The following is a 15,417-nucleotide window of genomic DNA, read 5'->3' on the forward strand; positions in this document are numbered from 1 at the left end:
AACTTTCTTTACGGTCAATCTGTCTGATGTTAGATTGATCACGTTTCCAGCAATAATCTGCACGACTATTTTTAAAGCAAACGGCAGATTTTGGAAAAAAGAGTTCTTGTATACCCTTCTCTCTAAGGGTGTAAGCACTGGGATAATCAGGCGAGACGTCTTGTACCTCTACATTGAGACACTGAAACAGAGATTGGATGCCATTAACCAGCTGCGCGTCGATCGCGCACTGGCTGCGATGGGACCTGCGTTCCAACAGGTTTACAGTCTGCTGCCGACCTTACTACATTATCATCATCCGCTGATGCCGGGTTACCTTGAGGGTAACGTTCCACATGGCATCAGCTTCTACACGCCTGATGAAAATCAACTTGTCTATCTTAATGATTTGCAAGTGAAATCAGACAGCTCCGTGACCGCACCTCCGCGCGGCGAAATGCCGATTACCGGGGTGTATTCCATGGGGAGCACGTCTTCCGTCGGGCAAAATGCCACATCCGATCTTGATATCTGGGTCTGCCACCAGTCGTGGCTGGACAATCAAGAACGTCTGGCCCTGCAGAAAAAATGCACGCTGCTACAAAACTGGTGTGCGGCGATGGGCGTTGAGGTCAGCTTCTTCCTGATTGATGAAAACCGCTTCCGCCACAACGAAAGTGGCAGCCTCGGCGGCGAGGACTGCGGTTCAACCCAACACATTCTGCTGCTGGATGAGTTTTACCGCACGGCGGTCCGCATGGCGGGGAAACGTATTCTGTGGAATATGGTGCCGCGTGAGGAAGAAGAGCACTACGACGACTATGTGATGTCGCTGTATCAGCAGGGCGTGCTGACGCCGAACGAATGGCTGGATCTCGGTGGCCTGGGTACGCTGTCGGCGGAAGAGTACTTTGGTGCCAGCCTGTGGCAGCTGTACAAGAGCATTGACTCCCCTTATAAGGCCGTGTTGAAAACGCTGCTGCTGGAAGCGTATTCGTGGGAATACCCGGATACTCGTCTGCTGGCGATGGACATTAAACAGCGCCTGCACGATGGCGAGATCGTTTCCTACGGTCTGGACCCGTACTGCATGATGCTGGAGCGAGTCACACGTTACCTTATTAGCATTGACGATCATGCGCGTCTTGACCTGGTACGCCGATGTTTCTACCTCAAAGTGTGTGAGAAACTGTCTCAGGAGACTGAGCACTCCGGCTGGCGTCGGGAAATACTCAGCCAGCTGGTAACGGAATGGGGTTGGGATACGCAGCGTCTTGAGGTACTGGACAGCCGGGCCGACTGGAAAATCGGCCGGGTGCGCGAGGCCCATAATGAATTACTGGATGCGATGATGCAGAGTTATCGCAACCTGATCCGCTTTGCCCGCCGTAATAATCTTAGCGTCAGCGCCAGTCCGCAGGATATTGGCGTATTAACGCGTAAGCTTTATGCCGCTTTCGAAGCATTACCGGGTAAGGTGACGCTGGTCAATCCACAGATCTCTCCCGATCTGTCCGAGCAGCATCTGACCTTTATCCATGTCCCGAATGGCCGCGCCAACCGCGCGGGCTGGTATCTGTACAATCAGTCGCCGGATATGAGTTCCATCATCAGCCATCAGCCGCTGGAATATAACCGCTATCTGAACAAGCTGGTGGCGTGGGCGTGGTTTAACGGTCTGCTGACCAGCAAAACGCGGCTGCATATGAAGGGCAACGAGGTTTGTGATCTTGCCCGCCTGCAGGAGCTGGTTGCCGATGTATCGCACCATTTCCCGCTGCGCCTGCCAGCGCCAACGCCAAAAGCGCTCTACAGTCCCTGCGAGATCCGCCATCTGGCGATCATCGTTAACCTGGAATACGACCCGACTTCGGCCTTCCGTAATCAGGTGGTTCATTTTGATTTCCGCAAGCTGGATGTGTTCAGCTTTGGTGCTGAGCAGCAGTGTCTGGTTGGTAGCGTCGATCTGCTGTATCGCAACTCGTGGAATGAAGTGCGTACGCTGCACTTTAACGGCGAGCAGGCGATGATTGAGGCGCTGAAAACCATTCTGGGCAAAATGCATCAGGATGCCGCGCCGCCGGATGCGGTAGAGGTCTTCTGCTACAGCCAGCACCTGCGTGGGCTGATCCGTACCCGTGTTCAACAGCTGGTTTCAGAGTGCGTTGAGCTGCGGCTTTCCAGCACTCGCCAGGAGCCAGGCCGCTTCAAAGCGCTGCGCGTGGCGGGGCAGACATGGGGACTGTTCTTTGAGCGCCTGAGCGTTTCGGTACAGAAGCTGGAAAATGCCGTTGAATTTTACGGTGCGATCTCTAACAACAAGCTTCACGGCCTGTCGCTGAAGGTTGAAACGAATCAGAGCCGGCTGCCGGCGGTGGTCAATGGCTATGCCAGCGAAGGCATTATCCAGTTCTTCTTCGAAGATACACTCGACGATCACGGCTTCAATATCTATATCCTGGATGAAACCAACCGAGTGGAAGTTTATCATCACTGCGAAGGCAGCAAGGAAGAGCTGGTGCGTGACGTCAGCCGTTTCTATTCGTCATCGCACGATCGTTTCACCTACGGCTCCAGCTTTATTAACTTTAACCTGCCGCAGTTCTATCAAATTGTTCAGGTTGAAGAGCGATTCCAGGTGATTCCCTTCCGCAGCCAGACGCTGACTCAGCTTTGCGCTGCCGTGCCGAACAGTGAAATCAGCAGCGATTATCCCCAGCGCTATCAGATGCATTGAGGCCGCTGGCATTCATCCAATTTGATTCTGCTTTTCCTGTTGCTTTTCAGTCTTCACCTGCGATGATAGACAGCAACGGGTATCTTTTACGAGCAGAATGAGAATGAAAAAAGCTATTTGCCAGCTGGCAATGTTACTTGCCGTTGTCAGCCTGGCGGGATGCGGACTCAAAGGGCCGCTCTACTTCCCGGCAGACGAAACGAGCAAACCGCAGGCCACTCAGACCTCTTCGCCGACGCAGTCCGGCAGCAGCGTGTCATCTCCTGCCACGACCTCCGGGCAGGATGTTAAACCGGTCCAGTAAACTATGACACACTCGGCGGAGCAGAAAATGCAGTTCTCGAAAATGCACGGTCTCGGCAATGACTTTATGGTGGTCGATGCCGTTACGCAAAACGTTTACTTCTCACCTGAGCTGATCCGTCGACTGGCGGATCGCAATCTGGGGATCGGCTTCGATCAGCTGCTGATCGTTGAGCCGCCTTACGATCCCGATCTCGATTTCCATTACCGCATTTTCAACGCTGACGGCAGCGAAGTCGCCCAGTGCGGCAATGGTGCACGCTGTTTCGCCCGCTTCGTTCGCTTAAAAGGCCTGACGAATAAAAGCGATATTCGCGTCAGTACGCAAACGGGCCGTATGGTGCTGAGCGTGAATCAGGATGAACTGGTTTGCGTGAATATGGGCGAGCCTAACTTCGAGCCTCAGCAGGTACCGTTCCGCGCGAATAAAGCCGAAAACATTTACCTGATGCGGGCCGCAGAACAGACCGTGATGTGTGGCGTGGTGTCGATGGGTAACCCACACTGTGTCCTGCAGGTGGATAGCGTGAAGACCGCCGCTGTCGAAACGCTGGGACCGGTGCTGGAAAGCCATGAACGCTTCCCTGAACGCGTGAACGTCGGCTTTATGGAAGTGGTCAACCGTGAGCACATTCGCCTGCGTGTGTATGAGCGCGGCGCGGGTGAAACCCAGGCCTGCGGTAGCGGAGCCTGTGCGGCAGTCGCGGTGGGTATTCAGCAGGGGCTACTGTCAGAGAAAGTGCGTGTTGACCTGCCGGGCGGCACGTTAAACATTGCCTGGAAAGGGCCGGGGCATCCGCTGTTTATGACCGGGCCAGCCACTCACGTTTACGACGGGTTTATTCATCTATGAAAACTGTCGGGGAGCCACAACAGGACAGCAGCGAAGTGCTGCTGGACGATCGCCTGGTTGGCGATTACCTGCTGCAAAATCCAGACTTCTTTATTCGCAATGCCCGCCAGGTTGAGCAGATGATGGTGCCGCATCCGATCCGCGGTACCGTTTCGCTGGTGGAGTGGCAGCTGGCGCGGCAGCGCAACCATATTCATCAGCTTGAAGAAGAAATCACCCTGCTGATGGAGCAGGCCAGCGCGAACCAGCAGCTGTTCGAACGTCTGTTCACCCTACAGGGACGGCTGGCCTCGGCATCAAGCCTGCAGGACATGCTGAGTCGTCTGCATCTGTGGGCGCGTGAACTTGGGCTGGCGGGAGCGAATATCCGCCTGTTTAGCGAGCAATGGCGTATTGGCGCGCCGTCTGATTTCACTCAGCTTGCGCTGCCAAGACCGGCATTTGAATCGGTGCGTATTCAGCGGCTGGGTAAAGAGAACCACTACCTTGGCAATTTGAACGGACCTGAGCTGTTGCTGCTGCTCCCGCAGGCGAAAGCCGTAGGATCGGTCGCAATGTCACTGCTCGGCGAGCGTGGCGATCTTGGTGTACTGATCTTCAGCAGCCGCGATAAGCAGCACTACCAGCGCGGCATGGGAACGGCGCTGCTCCAGCATCTGTCGTTAATGCTCCCCGATCTGTTATCGCGCTGGATTGAGCGCGCGTGAGCAGTGAATCGCCCCTGCTTCCTGCCGTAGAGGGCTTTCTGCGTTACCTGAAAGTTGAACGCCAGCTTAGCCCTCTGACCCTGATTAACTATCGTCGGCAGCTGACGGTGGTGGTTGAACTGCTGGATGCATTAAAAGTCACGGACTGGACGCGCCTTGATGCTGCACTGGTTCGTACGCTGGCCGCCCGCAGTAGCCGCAGCGGACTGAAGCCTGCCAGCCTTGCTCTGCGTCTTTCCGCACTGCGTAGCTTCCTCGACTGGCTGATTAGCCAGGGAACGATTCAGGCCAATCCGGCGAAAGGCGTTGCCACGCCGCGTGCGCCACGGCACCTGCCAAAGAACATTGATGTCGATGAAGTTAACCAACTGCTGGAAATCGATCTCAACGATCCGCTGGCGGTGCGCGATCGTGCCATGCTGGAAGTGATGTACGGCGCGGGTTTGCGCCTCTCTGAGCTGACCGGCATTGACGTAAACCATCTTGAGCTGGCGTCTGGCGAAGTCTGGGTAACCGGTAAGGGCAGTAAAGAACGCCGCCTGCCGATGGGGAAAACGGCGGTACTCTGGCTGGAACACTGGCTGGCGCTACGGGAGCTGTTCTCACCGCAGGACAACGCGCTGTTCCTGTCTAAACTGGGCAAACGTATCTCCGCGCGTAACGTGCAGAAGCGTTTCGCCGAATGGGGTATTAAGCAGGGGCTGTCCAGCCACGTTCACCCCCATAAACTTCGCCATTCATTTGCGACACATATGCTGGAGTCCAGCGGCGATCTGCGCGCAGTGCAGGAGCTGCTTGGCCATGCCAATCTGGCAACCACCCAGATTTATACCCATCTTGATTTCCAACACCTGGCGTCCGTGTACGACGCTGCACATCCCCGTGCGAAACGAGGAAAGACCTGATGCATTTTTACCGACCACCGCGTCCAGTCGCGGCGATGACCTTCGATCTCGATGATACGCTGTACGACAATTATCCGGTTATCGCACGAACCACAAAAGAATCTCACGCCGCATTACAGGCCCATCATCCGGCGCTAGAAAACTATAGCGTGGAGCAGTATCAGCAGGTGCGCCAGCGACTACTGCTGGCCGAGCCGGAGATCTACCATGATGTCAGCGAGTGGCGGCGTCGCGCCGTTGAGCAGTCGATGCTGGATGTGGGGCTGGCCCCTGCCCAGGCGGCCGACGGCTCGCGCGAAGTGATGTCCGTATTCGCTGAATGGCGTAGCAAAATCACCATCTCTGATGAAAACCATGCGACGCTGGCGGCACTGGCAGAGCGTATTCCTCTGGTGGCGATCACCAACGGTAACGCTGAGCCGCATCTGTTTGGCCTGGATAAATACTTCCAGTTTATCCTGCGCGCGGGCCCCGATGGCCGTGCCAAGCCGTATCAGGATATGTACCACACTGCCGCAGAACGGTTGAATCTGGCACCGGAACGCATTCTGCACGTGGGTGACGACCTCACCACCGACGTTGCCGGTGCAGTGCGCTGCGGGATGCAGGCCTGCTGGATCAATTTACGCGGTGGCAATCTGATGCATATCGATGATGCGCGTCTGCTCCCAACGCTGGAGATTTCTCAGTTGGCATCGCTGACCGCGTTGTTATAATGAACTGGTTAAATAACCAGTAGGGCGGTGTGCCGCCCTCTACCCCGATGGTGCTTATGGACGTTTCCGATCTGCTCGACAGCCTGAATGACAAACAACGCGAAGCCGTCGCCGCGCCGCGCAGCAACCTGCTGGTGCTGGCGGGTGCCGGCAGTGGTAAAACCCGCGTCCTGGTTCACCGTATTGCCTGGCTGATGGCGGTTGAAAACTGTTCCCCTTACTCCATCATGGCGGTGACCTTTACCAACAAAGCCGCCGCTGAGATGCGTCACCGCATCGAACAGCTGATTGGAACCAGCCAGGGAGGAATGTGGATTGGGACCTTCCATGGACTCGCTCATCGCCTGCTGCGCGCCCACCATCTGGATGCCAACCTGCCGCAGGATTTTCAGATCCTCGACAGTGAAGACCAGCTGCGGCTGTTGAAGCGTCTGATCAAGGCGATGAATCTTGATGAGAAGCAGTGGCCTGCTCGTCAGGGCATGTGGTACATCAACGGCAAAAAAGATGAAGGGCTGCGCCCGAAAAATATTGAGAGCTACGGCAACCCGATTGAACAGACCTGGTTACGCATCTATCAGGCCTATCAGGAAGCCTGCGATCGTGCCGGCCTGGTGGACTTTGCCGAACTGCTGCTGCGCGCGCACGAACTGTGGTTAAACAAGCCGCATATTCTTAATCACTACCGCGAACGTTTCACCAATATCCTGGTGGACGAATTCCAGGATACCAACAACATTCAGTATGCGTGGATTCGCATGCTGGCCGGCGACAGCGGCAAGGTGATTATCGTCGGCGATGACGATCAGTCTATCTACGGCTGGCGTGGTGCGCAGGTTGAGAACATCCAGCGCTTCCTGAACGATTTCCCGGGGGCGGAAACCATTCGCCTCGAGCAGAACTATCGCTCTACCAACAATATTCTGAAAGCCGCTAACGCCCTGATCGCCAATAACAATGGCCGTCTGGGCAAAGAGCTGTGGACTGACGGCAGCGACGGTGAACCGATTGCCCTCTATTGCGCCTTTAACGAGCTGGATGAAGCGCGCTTTGTGGTTAATCGCATCAAAGTGTGGATGGAAAACGGCGGGGCGCTGAATGACTGCGCAATCCTTTACCGCAGCAACGCCCAGTCGCGCGTGCTGGAGGAGGCGCTGCTGCAAACCAGCATGCCTTACCGAATTTATGGCGGTATGCGCTTCTTCGAACGTCAGGAAATCAAGGATGCGCTGGCCTATCTGCGCCTGATCGCCAATCGTAACGACGATGCTGCCTTTGAGCGCGTGATCAATACGCCAACCCGCGGCATTGGCGATCGTACCCTCGACGTGGTGCGCCAGACCGCCCGTGAGCGCCAGCTAACGATGTGGCAAAGTTCACGCGCGCTGCTGCAGGAAAAAGCGCTGGCCGGGCGTGCTGCCTCGGCGCTGCAGCGATTTATTGAGCTGGTGGATTCACTGGCGCAGGAAACCACCGAACTGCCGCTGCATGTGCAGACTGACCGGGTGATCAAAGATTCCGGCCTGTGGCTGATGTACGAGCAGGAAAAGGGTGAAAAGGGCCAGGCGCGCGTCGAAAACCTTGAGGAACTGGTCAACGCCACCCGTCAGTACAGCTATCAGGATGAAGATGAAGACCTGATGCCGCTACAGGCTTTCCTCTCTCATGCGGCGCTGGAAGCGGGCGAAGGGCAGGCGGATAAGTGGCAGGATGCGGTGCAGCTGATGACCCTGCATGCGGCCAAAGGGCTGGAGTTTATGCAGGTATTTATCGTCGGCATGGAAGAGGGCATGTTCCCCAGCCAGATGTCGCTGGATGAAGGCGGAAGGCTGGAAGAAGAGCGTCGTCTGGCTTACGTCGGCGTCACCCGCGCGATGCAAAAGCTGACGCTGACCTACGCGGAAACGCGCCGCCTGTATGGCAAAGAGGTCTATCACCGCCCCTCACGCTTTGTCGGTGAGCTGCCGGAAGAGTGCGTGGAAGAAGTGCGCCTGCGCGCCAGCGTCAGCCGCCCGGTCAGCCACCAGCGGATGGGTACGCCGGTAGCGAAAAACGACAGCGGCTTTACCCTTGGGCAGCGCGTTCTTCACGCCAAGTTCGGTGAGGGGACGATTGTTAACATGGAAGGCAGCGGCGAACACAGCCGCCTGCAGGTGGCGTTCCAGGGGCAGGGCATCAAATGGCTGGTAGCCGCGTACGCGAAGCTGGAAGCGCTGTGATGAAAGGTGGGCCCGCTTGACGCCTTTTTCGTCTCAGCGTAACATGCGCCCACCATTACCCTAAGAGGACATTCGCCTTGGACACACCCAGTAGATACTGGCTCACTGACCTGCACACCAGGTACAACTCCTAAGGCTATCCTCTTTTGCCGATAGCCTTCGTGGTTGTTGGCGACCGCATTCCCCGTCGCTCTGAGTCAGTACTGTTCGCTGACTGAAACGCATGTTTCCCGTGTTCAAGCGCTCTGTCCCACTAGTCACTGCGAATTGGGAGTATTGCTATGCTGAGCGCATTTAAACTGGACCAGAGCCGTCTGACCCGTCTTGAGCTGGATGATGCCAGCGAAGAGCTGACCGGCTCCGTCTGGGTCGATCTGATCGAGCCAGAAGAAGCTGAGCGAGACCGCGTCCAGACTGAGCTGGGCCAGAGCCTGGCCACCCGTCCTGAACTGGAAGACATCGAAGCATCGGCACGCTTCTTCGAAGACGAAGACGGCCTGCACATCCACTCCTTCTTTTTCTTTGAAGATGCTGAAGATCACGCCGGTAACTCAACGGTGGCGTTTACCATTCGTGAAGGGCGTTTATACACCCTGCGCGAGCGCGAGCTGCCCGCCTTCCGTCTTTACCGCATGCGTGCGCGCAATCAGGTTCTGACCGACGGTAATGCCTATGAGCTATTGCTGGATCTGTTTGAAACCAAAATCGAACAGCTTGCCGATGAGATAGAAAATATCTATAGCGATCTGGAAAAGCTCAGCCGGGTCATTATGGAAGGGCAGCAGGGCGATGAGTTTGACGCCGCGCTGTCTACGCTGGCCGAGCTGGAAGATATCGGCTGGAAGGTGCGTCTGTGCCTGATGGATACCCAGCGCGCCCTCAACTTCCTGGTGCGTAAAGCGCGTCTGCCGGTTAATCAGCTGGAACAGGCGCGCGAAATTCTGCGGGATATCGAATCCCTGCTGCCGCACAACGAATCGCTGTTCCAGAAGGTTAACTTCCTGATGCAGGCGGCAATGGGCTTTATCAACATTGAGCAGAACCGCATTATCAAAATCTTCTCGGTGGTATCGGTAGTCTTCCTGCCACCAACGCTGGTGGCATCCAGCTATGGGATGAACTTTGAGTTTATGCCGGAACTGCGGTGGAGCTTTGGTTATCCGGGAGCTATTACCCTGATGATCCTCGCCGGGCTGGCACCGTACGCCTACTTTAAGCGTAAAAACTGGCTCTGATTGCCGCTGGCTCAGCCTGATTTATCGGGCTGGGCCGGTCTTAACTCTCTCAAAATGTTTCACGATCTGGTACTGCGTCCACGCTGCGGGTAATCTGTAACTTCTTCTTTCAGCTGAGATCGCTTCACTCTATGGAACGGTTATCCCTGCGATACCAGTGGGCACTGCTGCTCATCACATCGCTGCTGTTGGGGTCTGTCCTGCAGGTTTTTCATGTACCGGCTGCGCTGTTACTGGGCCCGATGATAGTCGGCGTGGTAATGGGGCTGAGCGGTGCGCAGATCCGCATCAGTAAACGTCTATTTGTACTGTGCCAGGCCGTGCTGGGCTGCATGATTGCCCAGAGCCTTTCACCCTCCATTCTTCAACCGCTGCTGGCTGACTGGCCCATCGTCCTGTCCGTGCTTCTGCTTACGCTGGCAGCCAGCGGACTGTCCGGCTATCTGCTGGTGCGCTTCAGCGACCTGCCTGGTCCGACCGGCGCGTGGGGTTCCTCCCCCGGAGGCGCATCCGCAATGGTGGCAATGGCAGGCGATTTTGGGGCGGATACCCGACTGGTGGCATTTATGCAGTATCTGCGCGTGCTGTTTGTCGCTGCTGCTGCCGCGATAGTGGCACGGATCAGCCTGGGCGACAGCGCGCAGTCCAGCGGGCTGGAGTGGTTTCCGCATCTGGGGTGGGGGTTTGCCGCGACGCTGGCGGTGATTGTGCTCGGGGCGGTGCTCGGTCAGAAATTCCGTATTCCCTCCGGCGCGTTGCTGCTGCCCGCGCTGATCGGGGCGACTCTGCATTCCAGCGGCACGGTAATGTTACAGGTGCCAGAGTGGCTGCTGGCGCTGGCCTATGCGCTGATTGGCTGGACGGTTGGCCTGCGTTTCACTCGGCCGGTCTTTCTGCTGGCCTTGCGCACGTTACCGCAAATGGTGGTATCGATTATCGGCCTGATGCTGCTGTGCGGCGCGATGGCGTGGATGCTGACCCGGGTTCTGCATGTCGACATGCTGACGGCGTATCTGGCGACCAGCCCTGGCGGGCTGGACACCGTTGCGATTATTGCTGCCGGTAGCCGGGTCGATCTGGCTTTTGTAATGGCGATGCAGACGCTACGCCTGTTCTCTATCCTGCTGACCGGCCCGGCAATGGCCCGATTTCTTTCACGCTATGCGCGACGGTGATCGGCGCAGCGTCCAGAGTGCGTCCGCGATAAACAGTGCGAGCGCCGCCCAGATAAAGCCGAAGGTCACGGCTTTATCTGACGTCATCTGCTCACCGTAGAACAGCACGGCCAGCAGGAACATCAGCGTCGGGCCAAGATACTGGAAGAATCCCACGGTAGAGAGGCGCAGACGTGTGCAGGCGGCGGTAAACAGCATCAGCGGGACGGTGGTGATAATCCCGGCGGCGGCCAGCAGAATATTCAGGCTTGCCGCATTGTTGCCGAGGTGGCTGGTGGGACTGTCGACGATGGCGAACAAATAGACGGCAGCGGGAACCAGCAGCCAGCTGGTTTCAACCAGCATGCCGGTTTGTGCATCCACCGCAATTTTCTTACGCAGTAGCCCATACATTGAGAACGTCGCCGCAAGGCCAAGCGCGATAACGGGCACTGAACCGAACTTCCACAGCTGCACCAGCACGCCACAGGTGGCAAGCGCAACGGCCAGCCACTGTAAACGGCGGAAGCGCTCGCCAAGAAACAGCATACCGACCAGAACGTTTAGTAGCGGGTTGATAAAGTAACCGAGGCTGGCTTCCAGCATATGATGATTGTTTACCGCCCAGATATACAGCAGCCAGTTGCTGCAGATCACCACGGCAGATACGGCCAGCAGCAGCACCTTTTTCGGCTGGGCGGCAATGGCGCGAATATTACGCCAGCTGCGGCTGATGCTGATTAGTACCAGCATAAAAAAGAAGGACCAGATAACCCGATGGGTCATGATCTCCCCGGCGGGTACCTGCTGGATCAGTTTGAAATAGACCGGAGCCACGCCCCAGATAAAATACGCTCCTAGCGCAAAGAGCACGCCCTGGCGTGTTTGTTGTGGATTCATTTCTTAACCAATCATATAGGTAGCAGTAGCGCTGGCAATGTGAACACCGGCATCGTTATGGAGTTCAACGCGGGCAACGGAGACTTTGTTACCGCCGCGCAGCAGGCTACTGCTGGCGACAAAACGCTCGCCGCGCCCTGGCCGCAGGTAATCCACGCGCAGATCGATGGTGCCCATGCGCGACAGGCGCTGGCGAAGCTCTTCTTCGGTGATACTTTGCTGACGAGTCAGCGCACTGCTGACGCAGACCAGACCCGCCGCAACGTCCAGCACCGAGGCAATCACCCCGCCGTGCAGGATTTTCTGCGCATAGTTGCCGACCAGCATAGTTTGATTCGCCAGGCTTAGCTGAGCAAAGTCCGGTTCAAGGCGATCCAGCTCCAGCCCGAGCGAGCGGTTGAAGGGCATATCATAAACAAAAATTTCGCCAATCAGCCGACGTGCTGCCGCCTGATCCAAAGGTAACGCTGACATTATTGTGATCCTGTAAAGCCGGGGAAAAGTAAATCAAAGGTTAATGAGGTGAGTATCTTATGCTTCGTTGGCAGTGCTTTCCACTTTCAGAAAACAGCACTAAAGCGGGCAGCACTTTATGTGTAGAATGGCGTGCTTTTATCTTCATATTCGCCCACCGGGAGTAAATTATGGCTCTGCTGAAAGGACTGCTGGCGACAGCACTCCTGGTTCCGACAATTGCGCTGGCACAGGAAGCGACGCTAAAAGAAGTTCATGACCGGCCTGAGGTTCCCGGTAGCATCATTGCTAACCTGCTGGAAAAACACGATAACCCGTTTGTTCTCTATCCCTACGAGAGCAACTATCTGCTTTATACCTATACCAGCAATATCAACCGGGAAGCGATTGAGTCCTACAACTGGGGTAATGAAGCCAAGCACGACGAGGTGAAATTTCAGCTGAGCCTGGCCTTCCCGCTGTGGCGCGGCATCCTGGGCGATAATTCCGTGCTGGCGGCCTCCTATACACAGAAATCCTGGTGGCAGCTCTCCAACCGTGGAGCGGGGGCATCTTCACCGTTCCGTGAAACCAACTATGAGCCACAGATTTTCCTCGGCTGGGCAACCGACTACAGCCTGGGTGGCTGGACGCTGCGGGATGTAGAAACCGGTCTCAACCACCAGTCAAACGGGCGTTCCGACCCCACTTCACGCAGCTGGAACCGGGTTTATGCCCGACTGATGGCGCAAAACGGCAACTGGCTGGTGGAAGTGAAGCCCTGGTATCGCCTGCCGGAAAGTGAAAGCAACGACGATAACCCCGATATCACCAAATATATGGGGTATTACCGTTTGACACTGGGCTATCAGATGGGTGACAGCATCTTCAGTGTGAAGAGTAACTACAACTGGAACAGCGGCTACGGCGGCGCGGAGCTGGGCTGGAGTTACCCGATGACTGAACACGTGCGCTTCTATACCCAGGTATTTAGCGGCTACGGCGAATCGCTGATCGATTATAACCATCGTCAAACTCGCGTTGGTGTGGGGGTAACGCTTAACGATCTGTTCTGATTTCATCTTCGCCGGGCGCAACTGTCCGGCGAATAAAACCCAGCCAAAGTCGGTTTCCTCTGTTCTGGATCTCGGCTTTGCGCAGCAATATTACGTTTTGCAGCCGCTTCGCAGACAGAGCCATCGATGAAAAGTGACGCAGCAAAACGGCGCGAACCGCTTCGCAAATAAGCAAAATGCTCGCGATAATCCAGATCTTGCTCCGGACATGAGTTATCATTCTTCGCTGTGGTTGAGTCTTGCTCAACCGTCGGTTCCGGCATCACCATCGGGCAGGCAGTGCCCGGTAGCGCTTCACACCACTTCAGATTGGGGACAATGTGTCTACGGCAGCAGTAATCAATAATGAGACTCTGGCAGAGCAGGTACTTCGCGATACCTTCGGCTATCAGCAGTTTCGTCCGGGACAGCAAACGATTATCCAGGCATCGCTCGACGGACGTGACTGTCTGGTGGTTATGCCGACCGGTGGCGGTAAATCTCTTTGTTATCAGATTCCTGCACTGGTTCGCGATGGGTTAACGCTGGTTGTATCGCCGCTGATTTCACTGATGAAAGACCAGGTCGATCAGCTGCTGGCAAACGGGGTGTCTGCGGCCTGCCTGAATTCTACGCAGAGCCGTGAACAGCAGCAGGAAGTGATCGCAGGCTGTCGTACTGGCAAAGTACGCATGCTGTATATCGCCCCTGAGCGGCTGATGATGGATAACTTCCTCGACCAGCTGACGCACTGGAACCCGGCGATGCTTGCGGTGGACGAAGCCCACTGTATTTCACAGTGGGGACATGACTTCCGCCCTGAGTACGGTGCGCTGGGGCAGCTCAGACAGCGTCTGCCTAATGTTCCGGTGATGGCACTGACAGCCACCGCGGATGAAACGACGCGAAACGATATCGTTCGTCTGCTTCAGTTAGACGATCCGTTGATTCAGATCAGCAGCTTCGACCGCCCGAATATTCGCTACACGCTGGTGGAAAAATTTAAACCTACCGAACAACTTCTACGCTATGTGCAGGATCAGCGCGGTGCGTGCGGCATTATTTACTGCAACAGCCGCGCCAAGGTGGAAGATACAGCCGCACGTCTGCAAAGCCGCGGGTTGAGCGTGGGTGCTTATCACGCCGGAATGGACAATGCGCATCGCGCGCATGTGCAGGAAGCCTTCCAGCGTGACGATTTGCAGATCGTCGTGGCCACCGTGGCGTTCGGTATGGGCATTAACAAACCCAACGTGCGTTTCGTGGTGCATTTCGATATTCCGCGCAATATTGAATCCTACTATCAGGAAACCGGCCGCGCCGGTCGCGATGGCCTGCCGGCGGAGGCTTTACTGCTTTACGATCCGGCAGATATGGCCTGGCTGCGCCGCTGCCTGGAAGAAAAAGCGCCGGGGCAGCTGCAGGATATTGAGCGCCATAAACTCAATGCCATGGGTGCCTTCGCCGAAGCGCAAACTTGCCGCCGTCTGGTTCTGCTGAACTACTTCGGCGAGGGGCGTCAACAGGCCTGTGGAAACTGCGATGTTTGCCTCGATCCGCCGCGTCGCTATGACGGGCTGGTGGAGGCGCAGAAGGCGCTTTCCTGTATTTATCGCGTCGGTCAGCGTTTCGGTATGGGTTATATTGTCGAGATCCTGCGCGGTGCAAATAATCAGCGTATTCGCGACATGCAGCACGACAAGCTGCCGGTTTACGGCATTGGTCGTGAGCAGACGACTGAACACTGGACCAGTGTACTTCGCCAGCTGATCCACCTTGGCCTGGTCACCCAGAATATCGCTATGTATTCAGCGCTCCAGCTGACGGAAGCGGCCAGGCCGGTATTGCGTGGTGAAACGCCGCTGATGCTGGCAGTACCAAGGCTGGTGACGGCAAAACCGCGCAGCAGCAGCCAGAAATCATGGGGTGGCAATTACGATCGTAAGCTGTTTGGCAAATTGCGTAAGCTGCGTAAAGCGATTGCCGATGAGGACAACATCCCGCCTTATGTGGTGTTCAGCGATGCTTCACTGATTGAAATGTCTGAACAGATGCCACTAACGGCCTCAGAAATGCTGAGTATTAACGGGGTGGGGCATAAAAAGCTGGAACGCTTTGGCAGGCCGTTCCTGTTGATGATTAAGGATCACGTTGACGGTGTCGATGACGATTAACCATCGCGTTGAGCGGGCCGGGTGACC

The 15,417-nt window shown here is 56.2% G+C and carries 14 protein-coding genes; 12 read left to right on the forward strand and 2 right to left on the reverse strand.

All coding sequences use genetic code 11. The annotated features are described in order from the left end of the window. Positions 1-160: 160 nt before the first annotated feature. The 10 genes from IBT46_RS22970 (at position 161) to IBT46_RS23010 (ending at position 10,829) form a co-directional block, all read left to right on the forward strand. Positions 161-2,716 carry a class I adenylate cyclase gene (locus IBT46_RS22970; protein WP_200547540.1) on the forward strand — a complete coding sequence of 852 codons (2,556 nt, stop codon included), beginning with the start codon at positions 161-163 and terminating at the stop codon, positions 2,714-2,716. A 103-nt stretch (positions 2,717-2,819) separates the two neighbouring features. Next, entirely contained in the window at positions 2,820-3,020 is a 201-nt protein-coding gene (locus IBT46_RS22975; RefSeq protein WP_200547541.1) for a lipoprotein, read from the forward strand. Positions 3,021-3,047: 27 nt separating this feature from the next. Beyond that, positions 3,048-3,872 carry a diaminopimelate epimerase gene (gene dapF, locus IBT46_RS22980; protein WP_105595188.1) on the forward strand — a complete coding sequence of 275 codons (825 nt, stop codon included), beginning with the start codon at positions 3,048-3,050 and terminating at the stop codon, positions 3,870-3,872. Beyond that, positions 3,869-4,579 carry a DUF484 domain-containing protein gene (locus IBT46_RS22985; RefSeq protein WP_200547542.1) on the forward strand — a complete coding sequence of 237 codons (711 nt, stop codon included), beginning with the start codon at positions 3,869-3,871 and terminating at the stop codon, positions 4,577-4,579. Before dapF ends, IBT46_RS22985 begins: the two co-directional genes overlap by 4 nt. After that, the gene (gene xerC / locus IBT46_RS22990) at positions 4,576-5,484 is read left to right on the forward strand and encodes a tyrosine recombinase XerC (RefSeq protein WP_105595149.1); all 909 of its coding nucleotides are present in this window, start codon (positions 4,576-4,578) and stop codon (positions 5,482-5,484) included. The genes IBT46_RS22985 and xerC overlap by 4 nt, the downstream gene beginning before the upstream one ends. After that, positions 5,484-6,200 (forward strand): 5-amino-6-(5-phospho-D-ribitylamino)uracil phosphatase YigB, encoded by a 717-nt coding sequence (gene yigB, locus IBT46_RS22995; protein WP_200547543.1) that lies wholly within the window; start codon positions 5,484-5,486, stop codon positions 6,198-6,200. Before xerC ends, yigB begins: the two co-directional genes overlap by 1 nt. Positions 6,201-6,256: 56 nt before the next feature. Then, complete coding sequence (uvrD, locus tag IBT46_RS23000) at positions 6,257-8,419, forward strand: DNA helicase II (RefSeq protein ID WP_200547544.1); 2,163 nt, start codon at positions 6,257-6,259, stop codon at positions 8,417-8,419. 77 nt (positions 8,420-8,496) lie between these two features. After that, positions 8,497-8,553 (forward strand): YsgD/CorL family protein, encoded by a 57-nt coding sequence (gene ysgD / locus IBT46_RS27775; protein ID WP_370348498.1) that lies wholly within the window; start codon positions 8,497-8,499, stop codon positions 8,551-8,553. Positions 8,554-8,700: 147 nt separating this feature from the next. Further along, a complete protein-coding gene (gene corA, locus IBT46_RS23005) occupies positions 8,701-9,654 on the forward strand; it encodes a magnesium/cobalt transporter CorA (protein ID WP_200547545.1) in 954 nt (317 codons plus the stop codon). Positions 9,655-9,785: 131 nt separating this feature from the next. Then, positions 9,786-10,829: an AbrB family transcriptional regulator gene (locus IBT46_RS23010; protein ID WP_200547546.1), complete on the forward strand. Its 1,044-nt coding sequence runs from the start codon at positions 9,786-9,788 to the stop codon at positions 10,827-10,829. Here the strand turns inward: IBT46_RS23010 and rarD are convergent. Both rarD and IBT46_RS23020 read right to left on the reverse strand, forming a co-directional pair. Then, a complete protein-coding gene (gene rarD, locus IBT46_RS23015) occupies positions 10,809-11,708 on the reverse strand; it encodes an EamA family transporter RarD (protein ID WP_105595154.1) in 900 nt (299 codons plus the stop codon). The genes IBT46_RS23010 and rarD overlap by 21 nt on opposite strands. A 3-nt stretch (positions 11,709-11,711) precedes the next feature. Continuing rightward, entirely contained in the window at positions 11,712-12,182 is a 471-nt protein-coding gene (locus tag IBT46_RS23020) for a thioesterase family protein (protein ID WP_200547547.1), read from the reverse strand. 170 nt (positions 12,183-12,352) lie between these two features. Here IBT46_RS23020 and pldA point away from each other — a divergent pair, with 170 nt between their 5' ends. Further along, positions 12,353-13,237 (forward strand): phospholipase A, encoded by an 885-nt coding sequence (pldA, locus tag IBT46_RS23025; protein WP_105595156.1) that lies wholly within the window; start codon positions 12,353-12,355, stop codon positions 13,235-13,237. A 320-nt stretch (positions 13,238-13,557) separates the two neighbouring features. Beyond that, a complete protein-coding gene (gene recQ / locus IBT46_RS23030; protein WP_105595157.1) occupies positions 13,558-15,390 on the forward strand; it encodes an ATP-dependent DNA helicase RecQ in 1,833 nt (610 codons plus the stop codon). The last annotated feature ends 27 nt before the right edge of the window (positions 15,391-15,417 follow it).

Source organism: Erwinia sp. S38 (assembly GCF_016624545.1).
GTDB classification, from domain to species: Bacteria; Pseudomonadota; Gammaproteobacteria; order Enterobacterales; family Enterobacteriaceae; genus Erwinia; species Erwinia coffeiphila.

What these genes read in the sequence shown, in the direction of transcription:
- yigB (WP_200547543.1), top strand. Translation starts at nt 5,484, where the DNA reads ATGCATTTTTACCGACCACCGCGTCCAGTCGCGGCGATGACCTTCGAT.
- rarD (WP_105595154.1), bottom strand. Translation starts at nt 11,708, where the DNA reads ATGAATCCACAACAAACACGCCAGGGCGTGCTCTTTGCGCTAGGAGCG.
- IBT46_RS23010 (WP_200547546.1), top strand. Translation starts at nt 9,786, where the DNA reads ATGGAACGGTTATCCCTGCGATACCAGTGGGCACTGCTGCTCATCACA.
- pldA (WP_105595156.1), top strand. Translation starts at nt 12,353, where the DNA reads ATGGCTCTGCTGAAAGGACTGCTGGCGACAGCACTCCTGGTTCCGACA.
- IBT46_RS23020 (WP_200547547.1), bottom strand. Translation starts at nt 12,182, where the DNA reads ATGTCAGCGTTACCTTTGGATCAGGCGGCAGCACGTCGGCTGATTGGC.
- dapF (WP_105595188.1), top strand. Translation starts at nt 3,048, where the DNA reads ATGCAGTTCTCGAAAATGCACGGTCTCGGCAATGACTTTATGGTGGTC.
- IBT46_RS22985 (WP_200547542.1), top strand. Translation starts at nt 3,869, where the DNA reads ATGAAAACTGTCGGGGAGCCACAACAGGACAGCAGCGAAGTGCTGCTG.
- uvrD (WP_200547544.1), top strand. Translation starts at nt 6,257, where the DNA reads ATGGACGTTTCCGATCTGCTCGACAGCCTGAATGACAAACAACGCGAA.
- corA (WP_200547545.1), top strand. Translation starts at nt 8,701, where the DNA reads ATGCTGAGCGCATTTAAACTGGACCAGAGCCGTCTGACCCGTCTTGAG.
- IBT46_RS22975 (WP_200547541.1), top strand. Translation starts at nt 2,820, where the DNA reads ATGAAAAAAGCTATTTGCCAGCTGGCAATGTTACTTGCCGTTGTCAGC.